Raw genomic sequence first — 15744 nt, forward strand, 5'->3', positions numbered from 1 at the left:
GGTGGCGGCCCAAGCGGCTTCGCCCAGCCATGCCGCAGGCGCGCTCCCGTTGCAGCTTCCGCTCCGGCTCCATATGTTGCGCTTTCGGGCGGCGCGGATCTGCGCCCCATTCAAGCAATTCAGCGATCGAGCGGGTGATGGTCAATATCGTCAAAAGGTCCAATGTGGTCGAAGCCTTCCTGCCCGGACAGGGGCAGGGACATGCAACCGCCCGATCCTCCGGAGCCAGCGTCGATCTGGCGGGCGTTGCGCGCGAAGGCGGCATGACGCCGCTTGAACTCATGGATGCCGCGCTTGCCGGATGCCTCGTGCTCAGCGTGCGGATTGCCGCAAGAACCTTAGGCTGGCAGGAGAGGCTTGTTTCGGTGAAGGTCGACGTGCGCCACGAGAAGGCGCCGGACCAACCCTCACGCGTGGCCCGCTTCGATTGCGCCTTTGTGATCGAAGGCGACTTTTCCGATGAGGAGCGCAGCAAGCTGATCGAAGAGGCGCACCGAATCTGCACGGTGGGCAATACGCTGACGAGTGACGTGGAAATCCGCGACGTGCCTCAAATTCCGGAAGATGCCTGACCTTCCTAAGGCGGTCCCGATCTCATGAAAGCCGGTCGAGGATGGCGAGCGGCTTCAGCCCCGCTTCATCCACAGCAGCCTGAAGAGCCTCCCTGCTCACCTTATCGCTGACTCCCAAGCGCACGAGCACCGAAGCGATCCCGAAGCGATGGGCGCCCGCGACGTCATGCTCCAGGCTGTCGCCGATGGCGACGATTCTTTCCTTGGGCGGCGATCCGCACAGCCGGTACGCATAGTCATACATGGCCGGGTGCGGCTTGCCGACCCACGCAACCCGTCCGCCGAAGGATTCATAGAGCCTCGCAATGCTGCCTGCCGCCGGCGCAAGTCCCGATGGCGTCAGCATCTGGATATCGGGATTGGTGCATATCGCCGGTACGCCGGCTGCCGCGGCGTGGCGCAACATATCCGCATAGGCTCCCATCCCCACTTTATCTGCCTGACTGCCGGAAATGACGATCAGATCCGCCTCCTCCGCCTTCTCCGCCGCCGTCAGCCCCAGCCTGTCGGCCAGATTGGTATCCGTGTCGCTGGATATGGTGAAGCAGCGGGTGCGCGGTGAAAGCGAAAGGCCGAGCCTTCCCGTCTGCACGAGATCGACGGCGACTTCACCGGATGTCACGAAATGGTCGAAGGATGTTTCGGGAAAGCCGAGCCGCACGAAGCGTGCGGCATTGTCGGCGGCGGATTTGCCCGAGTTCGACAGGATGACGACCCGCCTGCCCGCGGATCGGATACGCTGCAGCGCATCCACCGCGCCGGGATATGGCATCCTACCGTCATGCAGGGTGCCATACTGGTCGAGGAAGAAGACATCGAAGGCCTCGATGAGGTCCGCGAGCTGCGGATTCATATTCGCTGTCATTTCGCAACCGCTTTCCACGCCAGCAGGGCGGTGCCCACCGCGGCCTCGGTGGAAGCGGCGGGAAGAAAGGGAACGCCGAGCTTCCTTTGGCGGATGCGCGTCCATGCCGCATTCACCGCGCCGCCGCCCACGCTGCGGACCGATTTCAATGCCGGAGCGCCCAGCTGCTTGAGCCGCCGGTAGCCCTGCTCCTCCACCGCTGCAATCCCTTCCAGCAGCGCCTGGAAGAACACGGCATCGTCGGCAGGCCGCGGCTCCAGCTTGGGCTGCAGGTCGGGATCGTTGACGGGAAAGCGCTCGCCGGGGCGGAGCAGCGGATAATAATCAAGCCTTGTCGGCTGTTCCGGGTTTAGCCGTGCAGTAAGCTGCGGCAGATCCTCGTCGGTAAAGAAATGGCGAATGACCGCGCCTCCCGTGTTCGACGCGCCGCCGGCAAGCCACACGCCCGCGATGCGATGGCTGTAGATGCCATAGGCAGGTGCGTCGATCCGGCGGTCGGAAAGAAGCTTCAGAACCAGCGTGGAGCCGAGAGCCGTAACGCCCTCGCCCACATCGCCCGCTCCCGTGGCAAGGAAGGACGCGCATCCATCCGTCGTGCCGCTGACGATTACCGCCGAAGGCGGAAGACCGAGGCTCGCGGCCTTATCGCAAACCGGTCCGATCACGCTGCCTGCAGGCAGCACTTCAGGCAGAACCTTCGGATCGAGGTCAAGTCCCGCAATCCACGCCGGCCATTCTCTTGAGTCGAGATCATAGCCTGTTTTGAGGGCATTGTTCTCGTCGCTTGTGACCGGTGCACCCAGCTGCATCGCGATCCAGTCCGCCTGGTGCACCACGCGGAAAGCGTCATGCTTACGGGCGAGATATGCCGCCCGCGCCAGAGCGGAATACAGTCCGCGCGCGGGGCTGTTTTCCGGCGCGACGGAATCGAGCGAAGCCACGATCTTCGGATCGGGGCACGCCTCGTCATACATCAGCGCGCGGCCGAGCGGCGAAAGCGACTCATCCAGCGCCAGCACCGTTCCCGACGTCCCGTCCACGGCTACAGCGCCAACGTGGCGCAGGTCGATCTGCCCGGCCAGCGCTTTGAAGCAGGCCTCCACGCCGCGCCACCAGGCGGCGGGGCTGCTTCTCTCCTCACCCGCAGCAAAGGCATGCGTGGACAAAGCTCTGGTCTGGCCCTCGTTGTCCACCGCCGCTACACGCACTCCGGACGTGCCGACATCGATGCCCAGGGCGAGTTTTTGCGGCCTGACCGGCATCATCAACGTTCCGCGCGGTCGAGCTTCTGCCGGTATTTCTCGGCTTCCCAATGGGTCAGCTCGTATTCCTGCTCGCTTCCGAGATATTCGACCGGCGCTGCGGGATCGATCCGCAGCGCCACCTCGGCAAGACAGCGCGCCATGACAAGCCCGCCCGAGGAAAGCCCGCTTGCCATCAGCACGCCGCGGCCCGGAACGAGAACGAGCCTGAGAAGCGTTCCGCCCGCTGCCTCTTCATTTTGCTGCAAGGCTGCTGCTGTCTCTCCCTCTTCAAGCACACCCAGCTCGGTTCCAAGGAAGATCACGTGATCGGGATAGAGAGAGCCCGCGCGGGCGATTCGGCAGGCATCGGGATCGAGCGCGACCGCATGGGCGGCTTCGTCCTCAGGGAGGCGATATTCAGAGCCAGCAATTGAAGAAAGATAAGCAAGGTCCGGGGGGGGCGTCTTGCGCGGCTCGATTCTCAGCGCGGCCGTGACGGCCTCGATTTTAGCAGTCACCTCCTCCACGGTTTCCCCGGCGATGATGATGCCGTGATTGCGGAGGATAAGGACATCCGGCCTTTCGCTCGCCACCCGCGCAATTTCACGGGCAAGCGGCACACCAGGCCTGCGATAGGGGATGATGCGCCATTTGAGATGCGGAAGAGCCCTCATCCGCTCTGAAATCACGGCATGGACATCGGCGCGCACCGCATGCGCGATAGTGTTTACGCAGTGGAAATGCGCGACGACAGCCTGCGGCAGGACCGCGTGCACGCTCGTCTCGATGGAGGGGCGCAGCCGGCTTTCGTTGAGGCTTTCCACCACGAAATCCGTGATCGCAGCGTCCACCCGCTCGTCTCCCGCCTCCAGAGCAGTCACGAGCGGTTCGACCGCGACGGGAACGAAGATTTCCCGTTCCTCGGCCTCGGCAAGCCACGTTCCAGATGCCTTCACCCACATGATGCCTTCGGCTTTGATGGACGTGTTGCCGCCCGCCCCCTGGGTGCGCGTAATGTCCTTTCCGAGCTTGGCAGAAAGTTCCCTGAGCGCCGGTAGCGCTGAAGCCTGGGTCACCGCGTCCTCCGCTAAGGCACTGGATGGGTGCGGCGCATTCGCCGCATCGATGATATGGTTCTATCACACGATGAACGAGTTTCGTCAATGATGAGCAAAGTTGCTTGCGAAACGGCGGAGCTTCTGATTATATCCGCTCAAAACGAGCAGAGATGCTGGGGAGGAAGACGTCCTGTGAGTGATCTTGATCGCCATAGGATCATAAGGGACTTGCTGAAGGAGCGCCCGTTCGCATCGGTGCGCGACCTCCAGAAGCTGCTCGGCGTCTCGGCCGCGACCGTCCGCCGCGATATCGACAAGCTGCATGAGATCGGCGTCGTTCGTAAGGTCTATGGCGGCATCTCGGCCAATGACGGATATGCCTACGCGGAGCGTGCCTCCGCCCGCCCTTATAACGAGAACCGCGATATCGCCGTCGAGGCCAAGCAGGCCATCGCGAAAGTGGCCGAGAGGCTGGTTACCGACGGCGACTCCATCATCGTCCATGCCGGCTCCACCTGTTACTATCTGGGCGTGCGGTTGGCCCGGAGGAACTTGAGGATTTACACGAACTCCATGCCGCTGGCCTCCTATCTTGGCGAGCACGGCACGTGCCACCTTGTTATCGCGGGGGGCGAGCTGCACCGGGAGCCGGGCATCATCCATTCCGCCACGCCCTCGCAGCCCAGCTTCTTCGCATCCAAGTTCTTTCTGGGCACTCAGGGCATCAGCAGCGACGGCGCTTTGGAGTCCCACCCTCTTCTGGTCAAGGTCATCCGGGAACTGAGCGAATGTGCCGACGAGATCGTCCTTCTCGCCGACAGCCGCAAGTTCTCGCTCAAGCCGCGCCATGCCGTCTTGCCGCTTTCGCGCATCAGCACGCTGGTGACGGATGAAGGCATTTCTGACAAGAATGCCCAGATGATTGAAAATGCCGGCATCCGGCTGATGATCGCCCAGACGGCGGGGGAGGAATGATGGGCGCTCCGCTTGCAGTCTTCGACCTGGGCAAGACGAATTCCAAGATGTTCGTTTTCTCTCCCGAGGGCGAAATATTGGCCGAGCAGAGGCAGGCTCCGGAATGGAGAGAGCACAACGGCATCCGCGTTCTCGACGATGTACGGCTTGAAGCTTGGATGCGCGCGGCGCTGACAAAGGCCGTGGCGGAGCATGGCATCGAAGGCGTGATGTTTTCCGGTCACGGCTGCACCTTCGCGCTCGTTGCGGATGGATCGCTTACGCATCCCATCCTCGACTACGAACAGGAAGTGCCTGCTTCCGTGGCCCCGGAGATCGACGCTCTTCTTCCGCAATTTTCCGAGACCTACTCGCCGCGCCTGCCGCTCGGCCTCAATATGGGCCGGCACATGCTCTGGCTGGAGCGGGCCGCGCCGGCTGCCTTAGGGCAAGCCCGGCACATTCTGGGATATCCCCAGTTCTGGAGCTGGCGCTTCTCCGGGGTGCCTGTATCGGAGCTTTCCTATCTTGGCTGCCACTCGCATCTGTGGGCGCCACTGAAGAATGATTTCTCATCGCTCGTCGACAAGCGCGGCTGGCGGGAAAAGATGCCGCCCTTTGCGCGGGCGGGAGCAGTTCTCGGTACTGTCGATATAACGCCCCCGTCGGGCGAGACGCGTTCAGTCGCCGTTCACAACGGCGTGCATGACTCCAATTCTTCTCTCTACTGCTACCGTGCCGCTGGACACGATTCCTTCACGCTCATCTCCAGCGGTACCTGGGTCATCATTTTCAACACGGACTGTCCGCTTTCCATGCTCGATGAAGAGCGCGACATGCTTGCCAATGTGAGCGTGGATGGCGTTCCCGTGCCCACGATCCGGTTCATGGGCGGCCGGGAGTTCGACACGATCCGGCAAGATGCGCCTCCCAAGGTAAATCGGGCGGACATGCAGGCCGTGATCGATAAAAGGCTTTTCGCGCTTCCGAGTTTCGCCGCCGGCGGCCCCGCACAGGAGACGAAAGGAGAGATCGCCGGGCCGGTAGGCTCGGATGCGGAGCGCTCCGCTCTCGCGCTTCTCTATGTCGCCCTAATGACCGATTACTCCCTCGATCTCATCGGTTCCAGCAACACCCTCATCGTGGACGGGGGATTGGTGAAGACAGACGCCTATGCGGAAGTTCTGGCTGAGCTGCGTCCCTCGCAAAGGGTGCTGTCCAGCGACAACCCTGAAGGCTCGGCGGTCGGCGCGGCAACTCTCGCCTTCGAGGCGCATGGCGTGAGGCCTCGGCCCGTGGAATGCAGCGAGGTTCAGCCGGCCACGCTCCGCGGCCTTGCGGAATACCGCGATCTCTGGCGCGAACGCGTCGAGGAAAGGCGGCGCCGGGCGGGGAGCGGCCAATGACGATCCGGAAAGGAAATGGGCGATGACGCCGGTTGACGCTCCCGCCAGCACGGCTGCTCCAGTGCTGGAGATGCGCAACATCAGCAAGACCTTCGGCGCCATCAACGCGCTGAGGAATGTCTCCTTCACCGTCTATCCGGGCGAGCTGCACGCGCTGATGGGCGAGAACGGCGCTGGCAAATCCACTCTGATGAAGGTGCTGTCCGGCGCTTACACTGCCGATCCGGGCGGAGAAATCATCGTCGGCGGAGAACCGATGCCGACCGGCAACCCCAAGCTGGCGAGAGCAAAGGGGATCGCCGTCATCTATCAGGAACTCTCGCTGTCGCCCAACCTGACCGTCGCGCAGAACATCTTCCTCGGCAACGAGCCATCCCGCTACGGCCTTGTGGACCGGCGCGCGATGGTGAAGGCGGCTGCGCCCATCCTCGAACGGCTAGGCGTACATTTTTCGCCGACGACGCAGGTCGGCATGCTTTCGCTCGGCGAGCGGCAGCTTGTCGAGATCGCACGCGCGCTTGGCGCCGACGCCCGTATCATCGTCATGGACGAGCCGACGACGTCGCTGACGACGCGGGAGACGGAGAAGCTCTTCGAGGTCATCTACAATCTCAAGAAGGAAGGCATCGCGATCATCTACATCAGCCACCGTATGGAAGAGATTTATCGCCTGGCCGACCGATGCAGCGTGCTGCGCGACGGCGCCTATGTAGGCACGCTGGAGCGCAAGGAGCTTTCGGCTGCGCGTCTTGTCTCCATGATGGTGGGGCGTGATCTCTCCTCCTTCTACCGGAAGGAGCACTACACGCCGAAACAGGGCGGCGAGGTCATTCTTTCCGTGCGCAATCTGGGCGACGGAAAGCGCGTTCACGACTGCTCCTTCGATGTCTACCGCGGCGAGGTTCTGGGCATTGCCGGGCTTGTCGGCTCCGGCCGGACGGAGCTGGCTCGCCTCATCTATGGTGCCGACCGGCGGACATCGGGAACCATCACGCTGAACGGCAGGGAACTTTCCATCAACTCCCCACGCGAGGCACTCGATCAGGGCGTGGCCTATCTCACGGAAGACCGCAAGGTTCTGGGCCTTTTCCTCGACATGTCCATTGCCGAGAACGTGAACATCAGCGTGCTTGAAAAGGACGCCAGGACAGGCGGGCTGATCGATTTCAAGGCGGTGGCGCGCCGCGCGGCGAAGGCGATCGAGACGCTTTCCATCAGGGCGCAGAGCGCGTCCATGACGGCAGGCGCGCTATCGGGGGGCAACCAGCAGAAGGTGCTGCTTGCGCGCCTTCTGGAGACGAAGCCTAAGGTCATCATTCTCGACGAACCCACGCGCGGCGTGGATGTGGGCGCGAAATCCGAAATCTACCGGCTGATCGACGAGCTTGCCCGCAGCGGCATCGCGATCATCATCATCTCCAGCGAGCTTCCGGAGATTGTCGGCGTGGCCGACCGGACGCTCGTGATGCGCGAGGGCAGGATCGCCGGCGAGGTGACGGCCAGCGCGAAGGAGCCGATCGACCAGGAAGCTGTGATGGCGCTCTCCACCGGCGCCACGACGGTTCAGCAACACATGCCGGCGGCGTGATCATGAAACTCAAGCGATGGATCGAGTATCCGCGATGACTGATGCTGTTGCCCAGACCCAGAGAGACCGCCAGCTCCGGCTGCGAGTGCTGATCACAGCCCTTGGCATGCTGCCCGTGCTCGTGCTGCTGGTGCTCGGCTTCGAGCTGCTTTCGGGCCGGTTTCTCACCTTCAACAATCTTTCGATCGTCATGCAGCAGGCGGCCATCAACATCGTGCTTGCCGCCGGCATGACCTTCGTGATCCTCACGGGCGGCATCGATCTTTCGGTCGGCTCGATCCTGGCGGCGTCAGCGATGATAGCGGTCATCGTTTCGCTCATTCCCGACTGGGGAATGCTGGGCATTCTTGCCGCGCTGGCGATGGGGCTTGCCTGCGGCTTCGCTAATGGCGCGCTCATCGCCTATCTTAAGCTGCCGCCCTTTATCGTAACTCTGGGCTCACTCACCGCCGTACGCGGCCTTGCGCGACTTCTGGGGGACGACACGACGGTCTTCAATCCATCCCTGCCCTTCGCCTTCATCGGCAACGGCACGCTGTTCGGCGTGCCCTGGCTCGCGATCATCTCCATATCCGTGGTACTCGTGTCCTGGTTCATCCTGCGGCGCACCGTTCTCGGCACCTGGATCTATGCTGTTGGCGGCAATATGGAGGCGGCGCGGCTGACGGGCATCAAGGTGCCGCTCGTCCTGCTCTTCGTCTATTCCATGTCCGGCCTTCTTTCAGGCCTTGGCGGCGCGATGTCCGCGGCGCGTCTCTTCGCGGCCAACGGCCTGCAGCTCGGTCAGGCCTATGAACTCGACGCCATCGCGGCCGTCATCCTCGGCGGGACGAGTTTCGTGGGCGGCGTCGGCTCCATCTGGGGCACGCTGATCGGCGCGCTCATCATCGCCGTCCTGTCCAACGGGCTGATCCTCGTGGGGGTCTCGGACATCTGGCAGTACATCATCAAGGGATTGGTCATCATCGCGGCCGTTGCTCTGGACCGCTACCGGCTCCAGGGGGTCAGCCGAACGTGATTGATGGTCCAAAACCGGTTTCCAACCGGTCCAACAGCGCCTGAGGCGCACTCAAGAGAAAGAGGAGGTTACGTTCATGCGTATCGTCAAGAACCTGCTTTGCGGTGCCGCTCTGGCATCCATGATGGCCGGCTCGGCCATGGCGAAGGATCTCAACAGCATCGGCATCTCGGTGGGCCTGCTGGGCAATCCGTTCTTTGTGGCGACGATCAAGGGCATCGAGGATCGCGCCAAGGAGATCAATCCGGACGTGAAGATCACCTCGGTCTCGGCGGACTATGACCTGAACAAGCAGGTCTCGCAGATCGACAGCTTTATCGCCGCGGGCGTCGATATCATCATGCTCAACGCGGTGGATGCGAGCGCGATCGCCCCGGCGGTCAAGAAGGCCCAGGACGCCGGCATCGTCGTGGCCGCCTTCGACGTTTCGGCACCCGGCGCGGACGTGACGGTGATGACCAACAACGTGAAGGCGGGCGAGATCGCCTGCCAGTACATCGTCGATGAGCTGAACGGCGAAGGCAACGTCATCATCATCAACGGCCCGCAGTCCTCCTCCATCATCGACCGCGTGAAGGGCTGCAAGAGCGTGTTCGAGCAGCACCCCGGCATCAACATCCTTTCAGACGACCAGAACGGTCAGGCTTCACGCGAGGGCGGGCTGGATGTGATGCAGGGCCTTCTGACCCGCTTTGACGATGTCGACGCGGTCTTCGCCATCAACGACCCGACGGCGATCGGCGCGGAGCTTGCGGCCCGTCAGCTCAACCGTACGGACTTCTTCATCACCGCCGTGGACGGTGCGCCGGATATCGAGCAGGCGCTGAAGACCGGCACCTCGATTATCAAGGCTTCGGCCTCGCAGGACCCCTACGTGATGGCCGGTCAGGCGCTGGAGCTTGGCTACAAGGTGCTGCAGGGCGAGAAGCCCGAGCAGGACACCGTGCTTCTCGATCCGCAGCTGATTACGGCCGAGAACGTGAACGAGTACAAGGGCTGGACAGCGGCTCGCTAAGCCAGCACCGAAAATGCGCAGCCGGATCTTTCCGGCTGCGCATTCCTGGATCGCTGGCGTCCACGTGACGGGGAAGCGATCCACGTTGTTTCTCAAGCAATTCCGGACGGAAGTTCTGGAGCGCGCAGAAGGGTCATCCCATGTCCAAACTCGGCATTCATTCATTCGTCTGGAGCGCCGGCTCCTCCCGGAATGAAATCGAGACCGCGCTGATCCGGACCAAGGAAGCGGGTTTCGATCTGATCGAGCTTTCCTATCTCGATCCGAAGGTGGTCGATATCCCCTGGCTGGCGCGCCGTCTGGAAGAACTCGGGCTTGCTGTCGCCATCAGCATGGGATTGCCGCAGGACGGCGACATTTCCAGCGCCGATGCCGAGATCGCGAAGAATGGTGTTGCAATTCTCGACCGTGCGGTGGCGCTCACCCGCGATCTGGGCGGCACCAAGCTGGGCGGCATCTTGAGCTCCGCGCATGGCTATTCGCCCCAGGCCCCCACGCGCGAGGCCTGGGACCGGAGTGTGGCCAATCTCTCCAAAGTGGCCGAGCGGGCGAAGGAAGCGGGCGTCACGCTCAACCTCGAGATCGTCAACCGCTTCGAGAGCAACCTGCTCAATACCGCCGCCCAAGGCATCGCCTATATCAGGGATACGGGCGCCTCGAACGTGTTCCTCCACCTCGATACGTTCCACATGAATATCGAGGAGGCGGACCTCGGGCTGGCCCTGCGCAATGCGGCCGACAAGGTGGGCTACGTTCATATCGGCGAGAGCCACCGCGGCTATCTCGGTACGGGCAGCATCGATTTCGCCGCCGTGTTCGATGCGCTCGTGGCCATCGGCTATAACGACTACATCACCTTCGAATCCTTCTCCTCGGAGATCGTGGACAGGGACCTGTCGCTGAAGACGGCCATCTGGCGCAATCTCTGGACCGACAATGTGGACCTCGCCCGCCATGCGCGCACCTTCATATCCCTCGGGATGGAAACCGCGCGACGCAAGGCAGAGCTTGTTAGGCAAGAGCAGCGGCCTTCCTGAGGCCGTCACCGCGCGGCGAGGGGGGTGTCAGGGCGCGAGGACCAGCGTGCCCTTTCGCATGGTAAAGGCCTCCGCGAAGTGCTCGGGCGCGCGGCATTCCATGCCGCGCAGGCGGGCAATGCCGGTAAACGTCTCGGCATCGAACCAGTCCTTGGAGCGCTGCGTGGCGAAATGCTCCATGAGCAGCGCGATCTTGCGCTCCAGCGTCTTCCCTGATAACGGCATGTAGAGATTCGGCCGCCCCAGATCGCCGTCCCACTTGGGGATCTCGTATTCAAGGATGAGATGGTCGCGGAACAGGTTCCACGTCAGCTCGCAAAGCTGACGGTGGTCCTGATGGGCGTCATCCCGCGAATGGGTAAAGACGATGTCCGGCGTGCATTCGCTGCGGATGCGGGCGAGCCATTCCTTGATCGCGCGGCTTTGGGCCGGAAAGTAGCTGTCGTCGAAATTGGCAAGCTCGATCCGCCTGTCCGGCACGCCCTGCAGAAAGGCGCGGGCGGAAGCTTCCGCCTCGCCGGACCTTTGCCCCCGGGCACTCGCCACGCACCAGTGGACGGAGAGTTTCGTGCCGGATTCGATAAGCTGAAGGATCGTGCCGCCGAGACCGATCTCGATATCGTCGGAATGGGCCCCGATGCAGAGAAGGCGCAGCGGCTCACGCCTCAGCACAAGCCCTTCCATATCACAGCGCCGTCTTCAACGGGGCATCCGCGGCCTGCGCCTTGCGCCGCACCTTCCACGGCATCTCGCCCTTCTCGACGATATCCTCGAGGGCCTGCCAGTCCCTGAGCGTATCCATCGACCGCCAGAAGCCTTCGTGCTTGTAGGCCATCAGCTTGTCTTCGGCGATCAGCCGGTCGAACGGCTCCAGCACAAGCTCCTCGCCTTCGCGCATGTAGTCGAAGATCTCCGACCGGAAGATGAAGTAGCCGCCATTGATCCAGATGTCCGACCGCGACGAGCTGCGGAATTCCCGCACCCGCCCATCCTCCGCGATGTCGGCGAGGTGATAGGTGAGCGGCGGGCGCACGGCCAGGAAGCAGCCGATCTTGTCGCTCGCCTCGAAACGCGCCAGCATGTCGTCCAGGTCCACGTCGGTGAGCCCATCGCTGTAATTGGCGAGGAACATCTTTTCCCCGCGCAGGTGATCGCGCACGGCCCACAGGCGCTGGCCGATGTTCCTCCAGATGCCGGTGTCGATGAGCGTGACGCGCCAGTCCCGGTTCATTTCGCCGAGGACCTGCACGTTCCGTCCACCGTCCGAGATCACGCAGTCGCCGAAGGTTTGCGGACGGAAGTTCAGGAAGAAATCCTTGATGACGTTCGCCTTGTAGCCAAGGCAGAGAATGAAATCGTCATGGCCGTAATCGGCATAATACTGCATCACGTGATGCAGTATGGGCCGGTGGCCAAGCGGTATCATGGGCTTCGGGACGCTTTCCGAATATTCCCGGATGCGCGTGCCGAGCCCCCCGCAAAACAGAACCACTTTCATGGCAACCTCTCACGCGGATCGATGACCGTGACAGAGGGAATGGGAACGATGAACTTTGCCCCCCAACCGCCCACGTGCTGCATCTGGCGCACGATCTCGTCTTTCAGGTTCCAAGGCAGGATGAGGATGTAATCGGGCCGCGCTTCATCGAGCGCTTCGACCGGAAGAATGGGAATGTGCATGCCCGGGGTGTAGCGCCCGTGCTTGTAGGGATTGCGGTCCACGGTGAAGTCGAGGAAGTCCGTTCCGATGCCGCAATAGTTGAGCAGCGTGTTTCCCTTGCCGGGCGCGCCGTAGCCGCAAATGCGGGCGCCCTCGTTCTTCACAGAGATCAGGAAGGAAAGCAGGTCGCGCTTGGTGCGTTCTGCTCTGGCAGCGAATCCTTCATAGCCGCTGATATGGTCGAAGCCCCGCTTCCGCTCGCGTTCCAGCAGTGCGCCGACGACCGCCGACACGGGATGAGGCCCATCCTCATGGCCCAGATAGACCCGCAGCGAGCCCCCGTGGGTGGGCAATTCCTCCACATCGATGACGCGGAGCCCATGCCGCCGCGCCATCTCGGTGACAGTCAGCAGAGAGAAATAGGAGAAATGCTCGTGATAGATCGTGTCGAACTGGTTTTCCGCGATGAGGCGTTCGAGATGCGGAAACTCCAGCGTCACGACGCCATCCGGCTTGAGCAGGAGCTTGATCCCGGCCACGAAGTCGTTGAGGTCGGGCACCTGCGCGAGAACATTGTTGCCGACGATGAGGTCGGCCTGAATGCCCTCCGCCAGCAGGCGATGCGCCGCCTCGACGCCGAAGAATTCGATGCGCGTGGGTATACCCTTTTCGATGGCCGTGGCCGCGACATTGGCGGCGGGCTCGATGCCGAGAACCGGCACGCCCAGCGGCCCGAAATGCTGGAGCAGATAGCCGTCGTTGCTCGCGAGTTCCACCACCAGGCTGTTGGATCCCAAGCCAAGGCGCTTGGTGATCATCTCGCAATAGGCCTTGGCGTGGGCGACCCAGCTGGAGGAGTAGGAGGAGAAATAGGCGTACTCGGTGAAGATATCCTCAGGCGGCACATATTCCTTAAGCTGGACGAGAAAGCACTGGTCGCAGACGAGGACGTGGAGCGGATAATAGTGCTCCACACCATCGAGCTGTTCCTCCAGGCGGAAATCCTCGCAGGGGGGAGACATGCCGAGGTCCACGAATGTGTGGACCAGGTTGGCGCCGCACAGCCGGCATGAGCCGGCGAGCCGCCGCGACTGTCTCCTCCTCGCGAAATTCAGCGGCTCGACGTTCATCTTGTCCTGCTCCTGTACCAGGTCGTCGGGGTGGGCCGGGGGCTTCGGTCAGAAGTTGGACGCTGGCTGTGCGGCACCCCCCCGCAAGAGGCATCGAAGTCCCGATGCCTCGTGCAACAGACGTTAGAGGCAGGCGCCGCGTCTGCCGAGACGGCAATCGGTTCAATCCGTGCTGATGGGCCGCCATTCTAAGGAGTAGGCGGCCGCCCCCGGTCTACGCCCTTCGGAAGGCCTTCCTACCCATTAAGAATGGCTTTGCGTCATCTGCCGCGCGAGGAAGACTTGGCTTCCGCTCATGGGGACGGAAACGCCAATGCGATTTGAACAGATGCAGCTTAAGGGTGCCTGGATTGTCGATCCCGTACCGGCGGAGGATGAGCGGGGCTGGTTCGCCCGCACCTTCTGCGTCCGGGAATTTGCGGACCTCGGGCTTGAAACCCGTTTCGTGCAGCACAGCACCTCCCTTTCGCGCCGCGCGCGTACGCTCCGAGGGTTGCATTTTCAGGAGGAGCCTCATGGCGAGGTGAAAATCGTTTCCTGCGGGCAGGGAGCGATATTCGACGTGATCGTGGACATGCGGCCCGGATCACCCACCCGCATGCGGTGGACCGCGGTCGAGCTTTCCGCCCGCAACGGGCGCAGGCTCTATATCCCGAAAGGCTTCGCGCATGGCTTCATCACGCTCAGCGACAATGTCATCGTCAATTACCTGATCTCGGAATTCTACGAACCGTCTGCCGCGCGCGGCCTGCGATATGACGATCCCGTGCTTGCCATCGAATGGCCTTGCCAGCCCGCGGTCATTTCCGAGCGCGATCTTGCCTGGCCCTATCTGGAGCCCGAAGGGCTCATATAGCCTCTTGCCAGGACGAAGAGGTCGGCGGGGCGGCTTCGGCGAGAAGGCCCTTTTCCTTAAGGCGCCCAGCCGCTTCCGCGATCCGCGCGAAGGGAAGACCAGCGCGCTCGGCAATGTCTAGCAGCGTATGGGTTCCATCAGCGAGATTGAGGACCCATAGCATCGCCATCGCCCCATCTGCGGCGGCCTTGTCGCCGCCAGTCGAACCGTAAAGCCCGCGCCGGCCGAGCTGCGGCTCCCCCTTAGGGCTGAGGTTGAGCGGCGTCCAGTTGCCTTCGGCAACGCGGATCACCTCGGCGAGCGTTCGATAGGCGCGCTCAAGATGCTCAGGCGCGATGAAGTCCAGATTGTCCGCCGAGGTGTGATATTCCGGAAACTCGCCGAAGGGGCTGTGCTGGAACAGCCCTACCGGCAGGTTGAAGCCGGGCGAGCAATATTGCCGTTCGTCATAGCCGTAGGGTGAGAAATCCCTGATCTCGGCCTTCCTGCCGCAGTGCTTCAGCACATGCTCGACCGCGCGGTCGATGAAGGTATTGCCCCTGCGGCTGCGCTTGTAGGTGGGTCCGCCCGCGTCGCCCACGCATGAGATCACCAATCCCATGTCGATGAGGTGAAGGCGCTGTTCGTTCTGCGCGAGCCAGGCCAGCGCTCCGATGGTTCCAGGAGCGAAGATGAAGCGATAGGTGTAACGGGTGTCCATGCCTCGGAGTTGCCGCGCGAGAATGGCAAGCAGCGCAAGGCCGGAGCAGTTGTCATTGGCGAGCGACGGATGGCAGACATGCGCAGACAGGAGAAATTCGCGTCCGCTCGTGCCCGGAACGACAAGCTCGCCATAGTCGAGCCTGCCATCTTTCAGCTCCGAATCGATGCGCACCTCGTAGATGCCAGGCGATAGAGCCTCCAGCTGTTCGTGGGCCATGCAAAAACCCCAGCTCTCCGCGTAATAGGAGGTGCGATAGGGGATGAGATGCGGCTGATCGGGGAGCGTATGGATGTGCCGCCTCAACTCCTCGAGCGGCATGCGGCGGTGGACGGGGGTGCTGTAGCTCACCACGTGCAAGTTGCAGGCATGGAAATCGACAATCCGGCGGCCTGCCTCATCCTTGATGAAGGCATCACGGATCACCCATTCCTTCGGTACCGTCCAGTCGAACAGACGCTCGTCCGTCCGGACGGACCGGCGCTCCAGCGGTATGTAGCAGGCAAGGATGTCGAGCGTATCGCGCACCCCCTGCCCTGTAATGCTGCGGCAGAGAGGGAAAATTTCGCTCGCGAGCGCGTAAATCTCCTGCCCCACGGAACCGGTGTGGGACGGTAGAGCTGTTTGCCCGTATTCCATGC

Annotated in this window: 15 protein-coding genes; 8 read left to right on the plus strand and 7 right to left on the minus strand. The window is 62.5% G+C overall.

Going from position 1 to position 15744, the window contains the following annotated elements; translation table 11 throughout:
• Nucleotides 1-137: 137 nt before the first annotated feature.
• A complete protein-coding gene (locus NYR54_RS08210) occupies nt 138-572 on the plus strand; it encodes an OsmC family protein (RefSeq protein ID WP_261515132.1) in 435 nt (144 codons plus the stop codon).
• 22 nt (nt 573-594) lie between these two features.
• On the opposite strand, the gene NYR54_RS08215 is transcribed toward NYR54_RS08210, so the two are convergent.
• From NYR54_RS08215 to NYR54_RS08225, 3 genes are read right to left on the minus strand one after another with little or no spacing between them, the layout of a single operon-like run.
• A complete protein-coding gene (locus NYR54_RS08215) occupies nt 595-1437 on the minus strand; it encodes a TIGR01459 family HAD-type hydrolase (protein WP_261515133.1) in 843 nt (280 codons plus the stop codon).
• Nucleotides 1434-2702 (minus strand): FGGY-family carbohydrate kinase, encoded by a 1269-nt coding sequence (locus NYR54_RS08220; RefSeq protein WP_261515134.1) that lies wholly within the window; start codon nt 2700-2702, stop codon nt 1434-1436. The genes NYR54_RS08215 and NYR54_RS08220 overlap by 4 nt, the downstream gene beginning before the upstream one ends.
• A complete protein-coding gene (locus tag NYR54_RS08225) occupies nt 2702-3757 on the minus strand; it encodes a class II aldolase/adducin family protein (protein WP_261515135.1) in 1056 nt (351 codons plus the stop codon). Before NYR54_RS08225 ends, NYR54_RS08220 begins: the two co-directional genes overlap by 1 nt.
• A 174-nt stretch (nt 3758-3931) precedes the next feature.
• Between NYR54_RS08225 and NYR54_RS08230 the strand changes: the two genes are divergently transcribed.
• The 6 genes from NYR54_RS08230 (at nt 3932) to NYR54_RS08255 (ending at nt 10757) form a co-directional block, all read left to right on the plus strand.
• Complete coding sequence (locus tag NYR54_RS08230; protein WP_261515136.1) at nt 3932-4714, plus strand: DeoR/GlpR family DNA-binding transcription regulator; 783 nt, start codon at nt 3932-3934, stop codon at nt 4712-4714.
• Complete coding sequence (locus NYR54_RS08235; protein WP_261515137.1) at nt 4714-6099, plus strand: FGGY-family carbohydrate kinase; 1386 nt, start codon at nt 4714-4716, stop codon at nt 6097-6099. The genes NYR54_RS08230 and NYR54_RS08235 overlap by 1 nt, the downstream gene beginning before the upstream one ends.
• 22 nt (nt 6100-6121) lie before the next feature.
• Entirely contained in the window at nt 6122-7687 is a 1566-nt protein-coding gene (locus NYR54_RS08240) for a sugar ABC transporter ATP-binding protein (protein ID WP_261515138.1), read from the plus strand.
• A 34-nt stretch (nt 7688-7721) separates the two neighbouring features.
• Entirely contained in the window at nt 7722-8705 is a 984-nt protein-coding gene (locus tag NYR54_RS08245; protein WP_261515139.1) for an ABC transporter permease subunit, read from the plus strand.
• 76 nt (nt 8706-8781) lie between these two features.
• On the plus strand, nt 8782-9720 hold the full coding sequence (locus tag NYR54_RS08250) for an ABC transporter substrate-binding protein (RefSeq protein ID WP_261515140.1): 939 nt from the start codon (nt 8782-8784) through the stop codon (nt 9718-9720).
• A gap of 140 nt (nt 9721-9860) precedes the next feature.
• Complete coding sequence (locus tag NYR54_RS08255; RefSeq protein ID WP_261515141.1) at nt 9861-10757, plus strand: sugar phosphate isomerase/epimerase family protein; 897 nt, start codon at nt 9861-9863, stop codon at nt 10755-10757.
• A 27-nt stretch (nt 10758-10784) separates the two neighbouring features.
• On the opposite strand, the gene NYR54_RS08260 is transcribed toward NYR54_RS08255, so the two are convergent.
• From NYR54_RS08260 to NYR54_RS08270, 3 genes are read right to left on the minus strand one after another with little or no spacing between them, the layout of a single operon-like run.
• Nucleotides 10785-11441, minus strand: coding sequence for a PIG-L deacetylase family protein (locus NYR54_RS08260; protein ID WP_261515142.1), 657 nt, complete (start codon nt 11439-11441; stop codon nt 10785-10787).
• 1 nt (nt 11442) lies between these two features.
• Nucleotides 11443-12255, minus strand: coding sequence for a glucose-1-phosphate cytidylyltransferase (locus NYR54_RS08265; protein ID WP_261515143.1), 813 nt, complete (start codon nt 12253-12255; stop codon nt 11443-11445).
• Nucleotides 12252-13547 carry a class I SAM-dependent methyltransferase gene (locus tag NYR54_RS08270; protein WP_261515144.1) on the minus strand — a complete coding sequence of 432 codons (1296 nt, stop codon included), beginning with the start codon at nt 13545-13547 and terminating at the stop codon, nt 12252-12254. The genes NYR54_RS08265 and NYR54_RS08270 overlap by 4 nt, the downstream gene beginning before the upstream one ends.
• Nucleotides 13548-13860: 313 nt before the next feature.
• On the opposite strand from NYR54_RS08270, the gene rfbC reads away from it, so the two are divergent.
• Complete coding sequence (rfbC, locus tag NYR54_RS08275) at nt 13861-14403, plus strand: dTDP-4-dehydrorhamnose 3,5-epimerase (RefSeq protein WP_261515145.1); 543 nt, start codon at nt 13861-13863, stop codon at nt 14401-14403.
• Here rfbC and NYR54_RS08280 read toward each other — a convergent pair.
• A complete protein-coding gene (locus NYR54_RS08280) occupies nt 14396-15742 on the minus strand; it encodes a DUF4910 domain-containing protein (RefSeq protein ID WP_261515146.1) in 1347 nt (448 codons plus the stop codon). The two genes, rfbC and NYR54_RS08280, sit on opposite strands and share 8 nt — an antisense overlap.
• Nucleotides 15743-15744 lie beyond the last annotated feature (2 nt).

Source organism: Chelativorans petroleitrophicus (assembly GCF_025398195.1).
GTDB classification, from domain to species: Bacteria; Pseudomonadota; Alphaproteobacteria; order Rhizobiales; family Rhizobiaceae; genus Chelativorans; species Chelativorans petroleitrophicus.

Excerpts from the sequence above, each read along its gene's own strand:
- NYR54_RS08210 (WP_261515132.1), top strand. The coding sequence starts at position 138 with ATGGTCAATATCGTCAAAAGGTCCAATGTGGTCGAAGCCTTCCTGCCC.
- NYR54_RS08215 (WP_261515133.1), bottom strand. The coding sequence starts at position 1,437 with ATGACAGCGAATATGAATCCGCAGCTCGCGGACCTCATCGAGGCCTTC.
- NYR54_RS08220 (WP_261515134.1), bottom strand. The coding sequence starts at position 2,702 with ATGATGCCGGTCAGGCCGCAAAAACTCGCCCTGGGCATCGATGTCGGC.
- NYR54_RS08235 (WP_261515137.1), top strand. The coding sequence starts at position 4,714 with ATGGGCGCTCCGCTTGCAGTCTTCGACCTGGGCAAGACGAATTCCAAG.
- NYR54_RS08240 (WP_261515138.1), top strand. The coding sequence starts at position 6,122 with ATGACGCCGGTTGACGCTCCCGCCAGCACGGCTGCTCCAGTGCTGGAG.
- NYR54_RS08245 (WP_261515139.1), top strand. The coding sequence starts at position 7,722 with ATGACTGATGCTGTTGCCCAGACCCAGAGAGACCGCCAGCTCCGGCTG.
- NYR54_RS08250 (WP_261515140.1), top strand. The coding sequence starts at position 8,782 with ATGCGTATCGTCAAGAACCTGCTTTGCGGTGCCGCTCTGGCATCCATG.
- NYR54_RS08255 (WP_261515141.1), top strand. The coding sequence starts at position 9,861 with ATGTCCAAACTCGGCATTCATTCATTCGTCTGGAGCGCCGGCTCCTCC.
- NYR54_RS08260 (WP_261515142.1), bottom strand. The coding sequence starts at position 11,441 with ATGGAAGGGCTTGTGCTGAGGCGTGAGCCGCTGCGCCTTCTCTGCATC.
- NYR54_RS08265 (WP_261515143.1), bottom strand. The coding sequence starts at position 12,255 with ATGAAAGTGGTTCTGTTTTGCGGGGGGCTCGGCACGCGCATCCGGGAA.
- NYR54_RS08270 (WP_261515144.1), bottom strand. The coding sequence starts at position 13,547 with ATGAACGTCGAGCCGCTGAATTTCGCGAGGAGGAGACAGTCGCGGCGG.
- rfbC (WP_261515145.1), top strand. The coding sequence starts at position 13,861 with ATGCGATTTGAACAGATGCAGCTTAAGGGTGCCTGGATTGTCGATCCC.
- NYR54_RS08280 (WP_261515146.1), bottom strand. The coding sequence starts at position 15,742 with ATGGAATACGGGCAAACAGCTCTACCGTCCCACACCGGTTCCGTGGGG.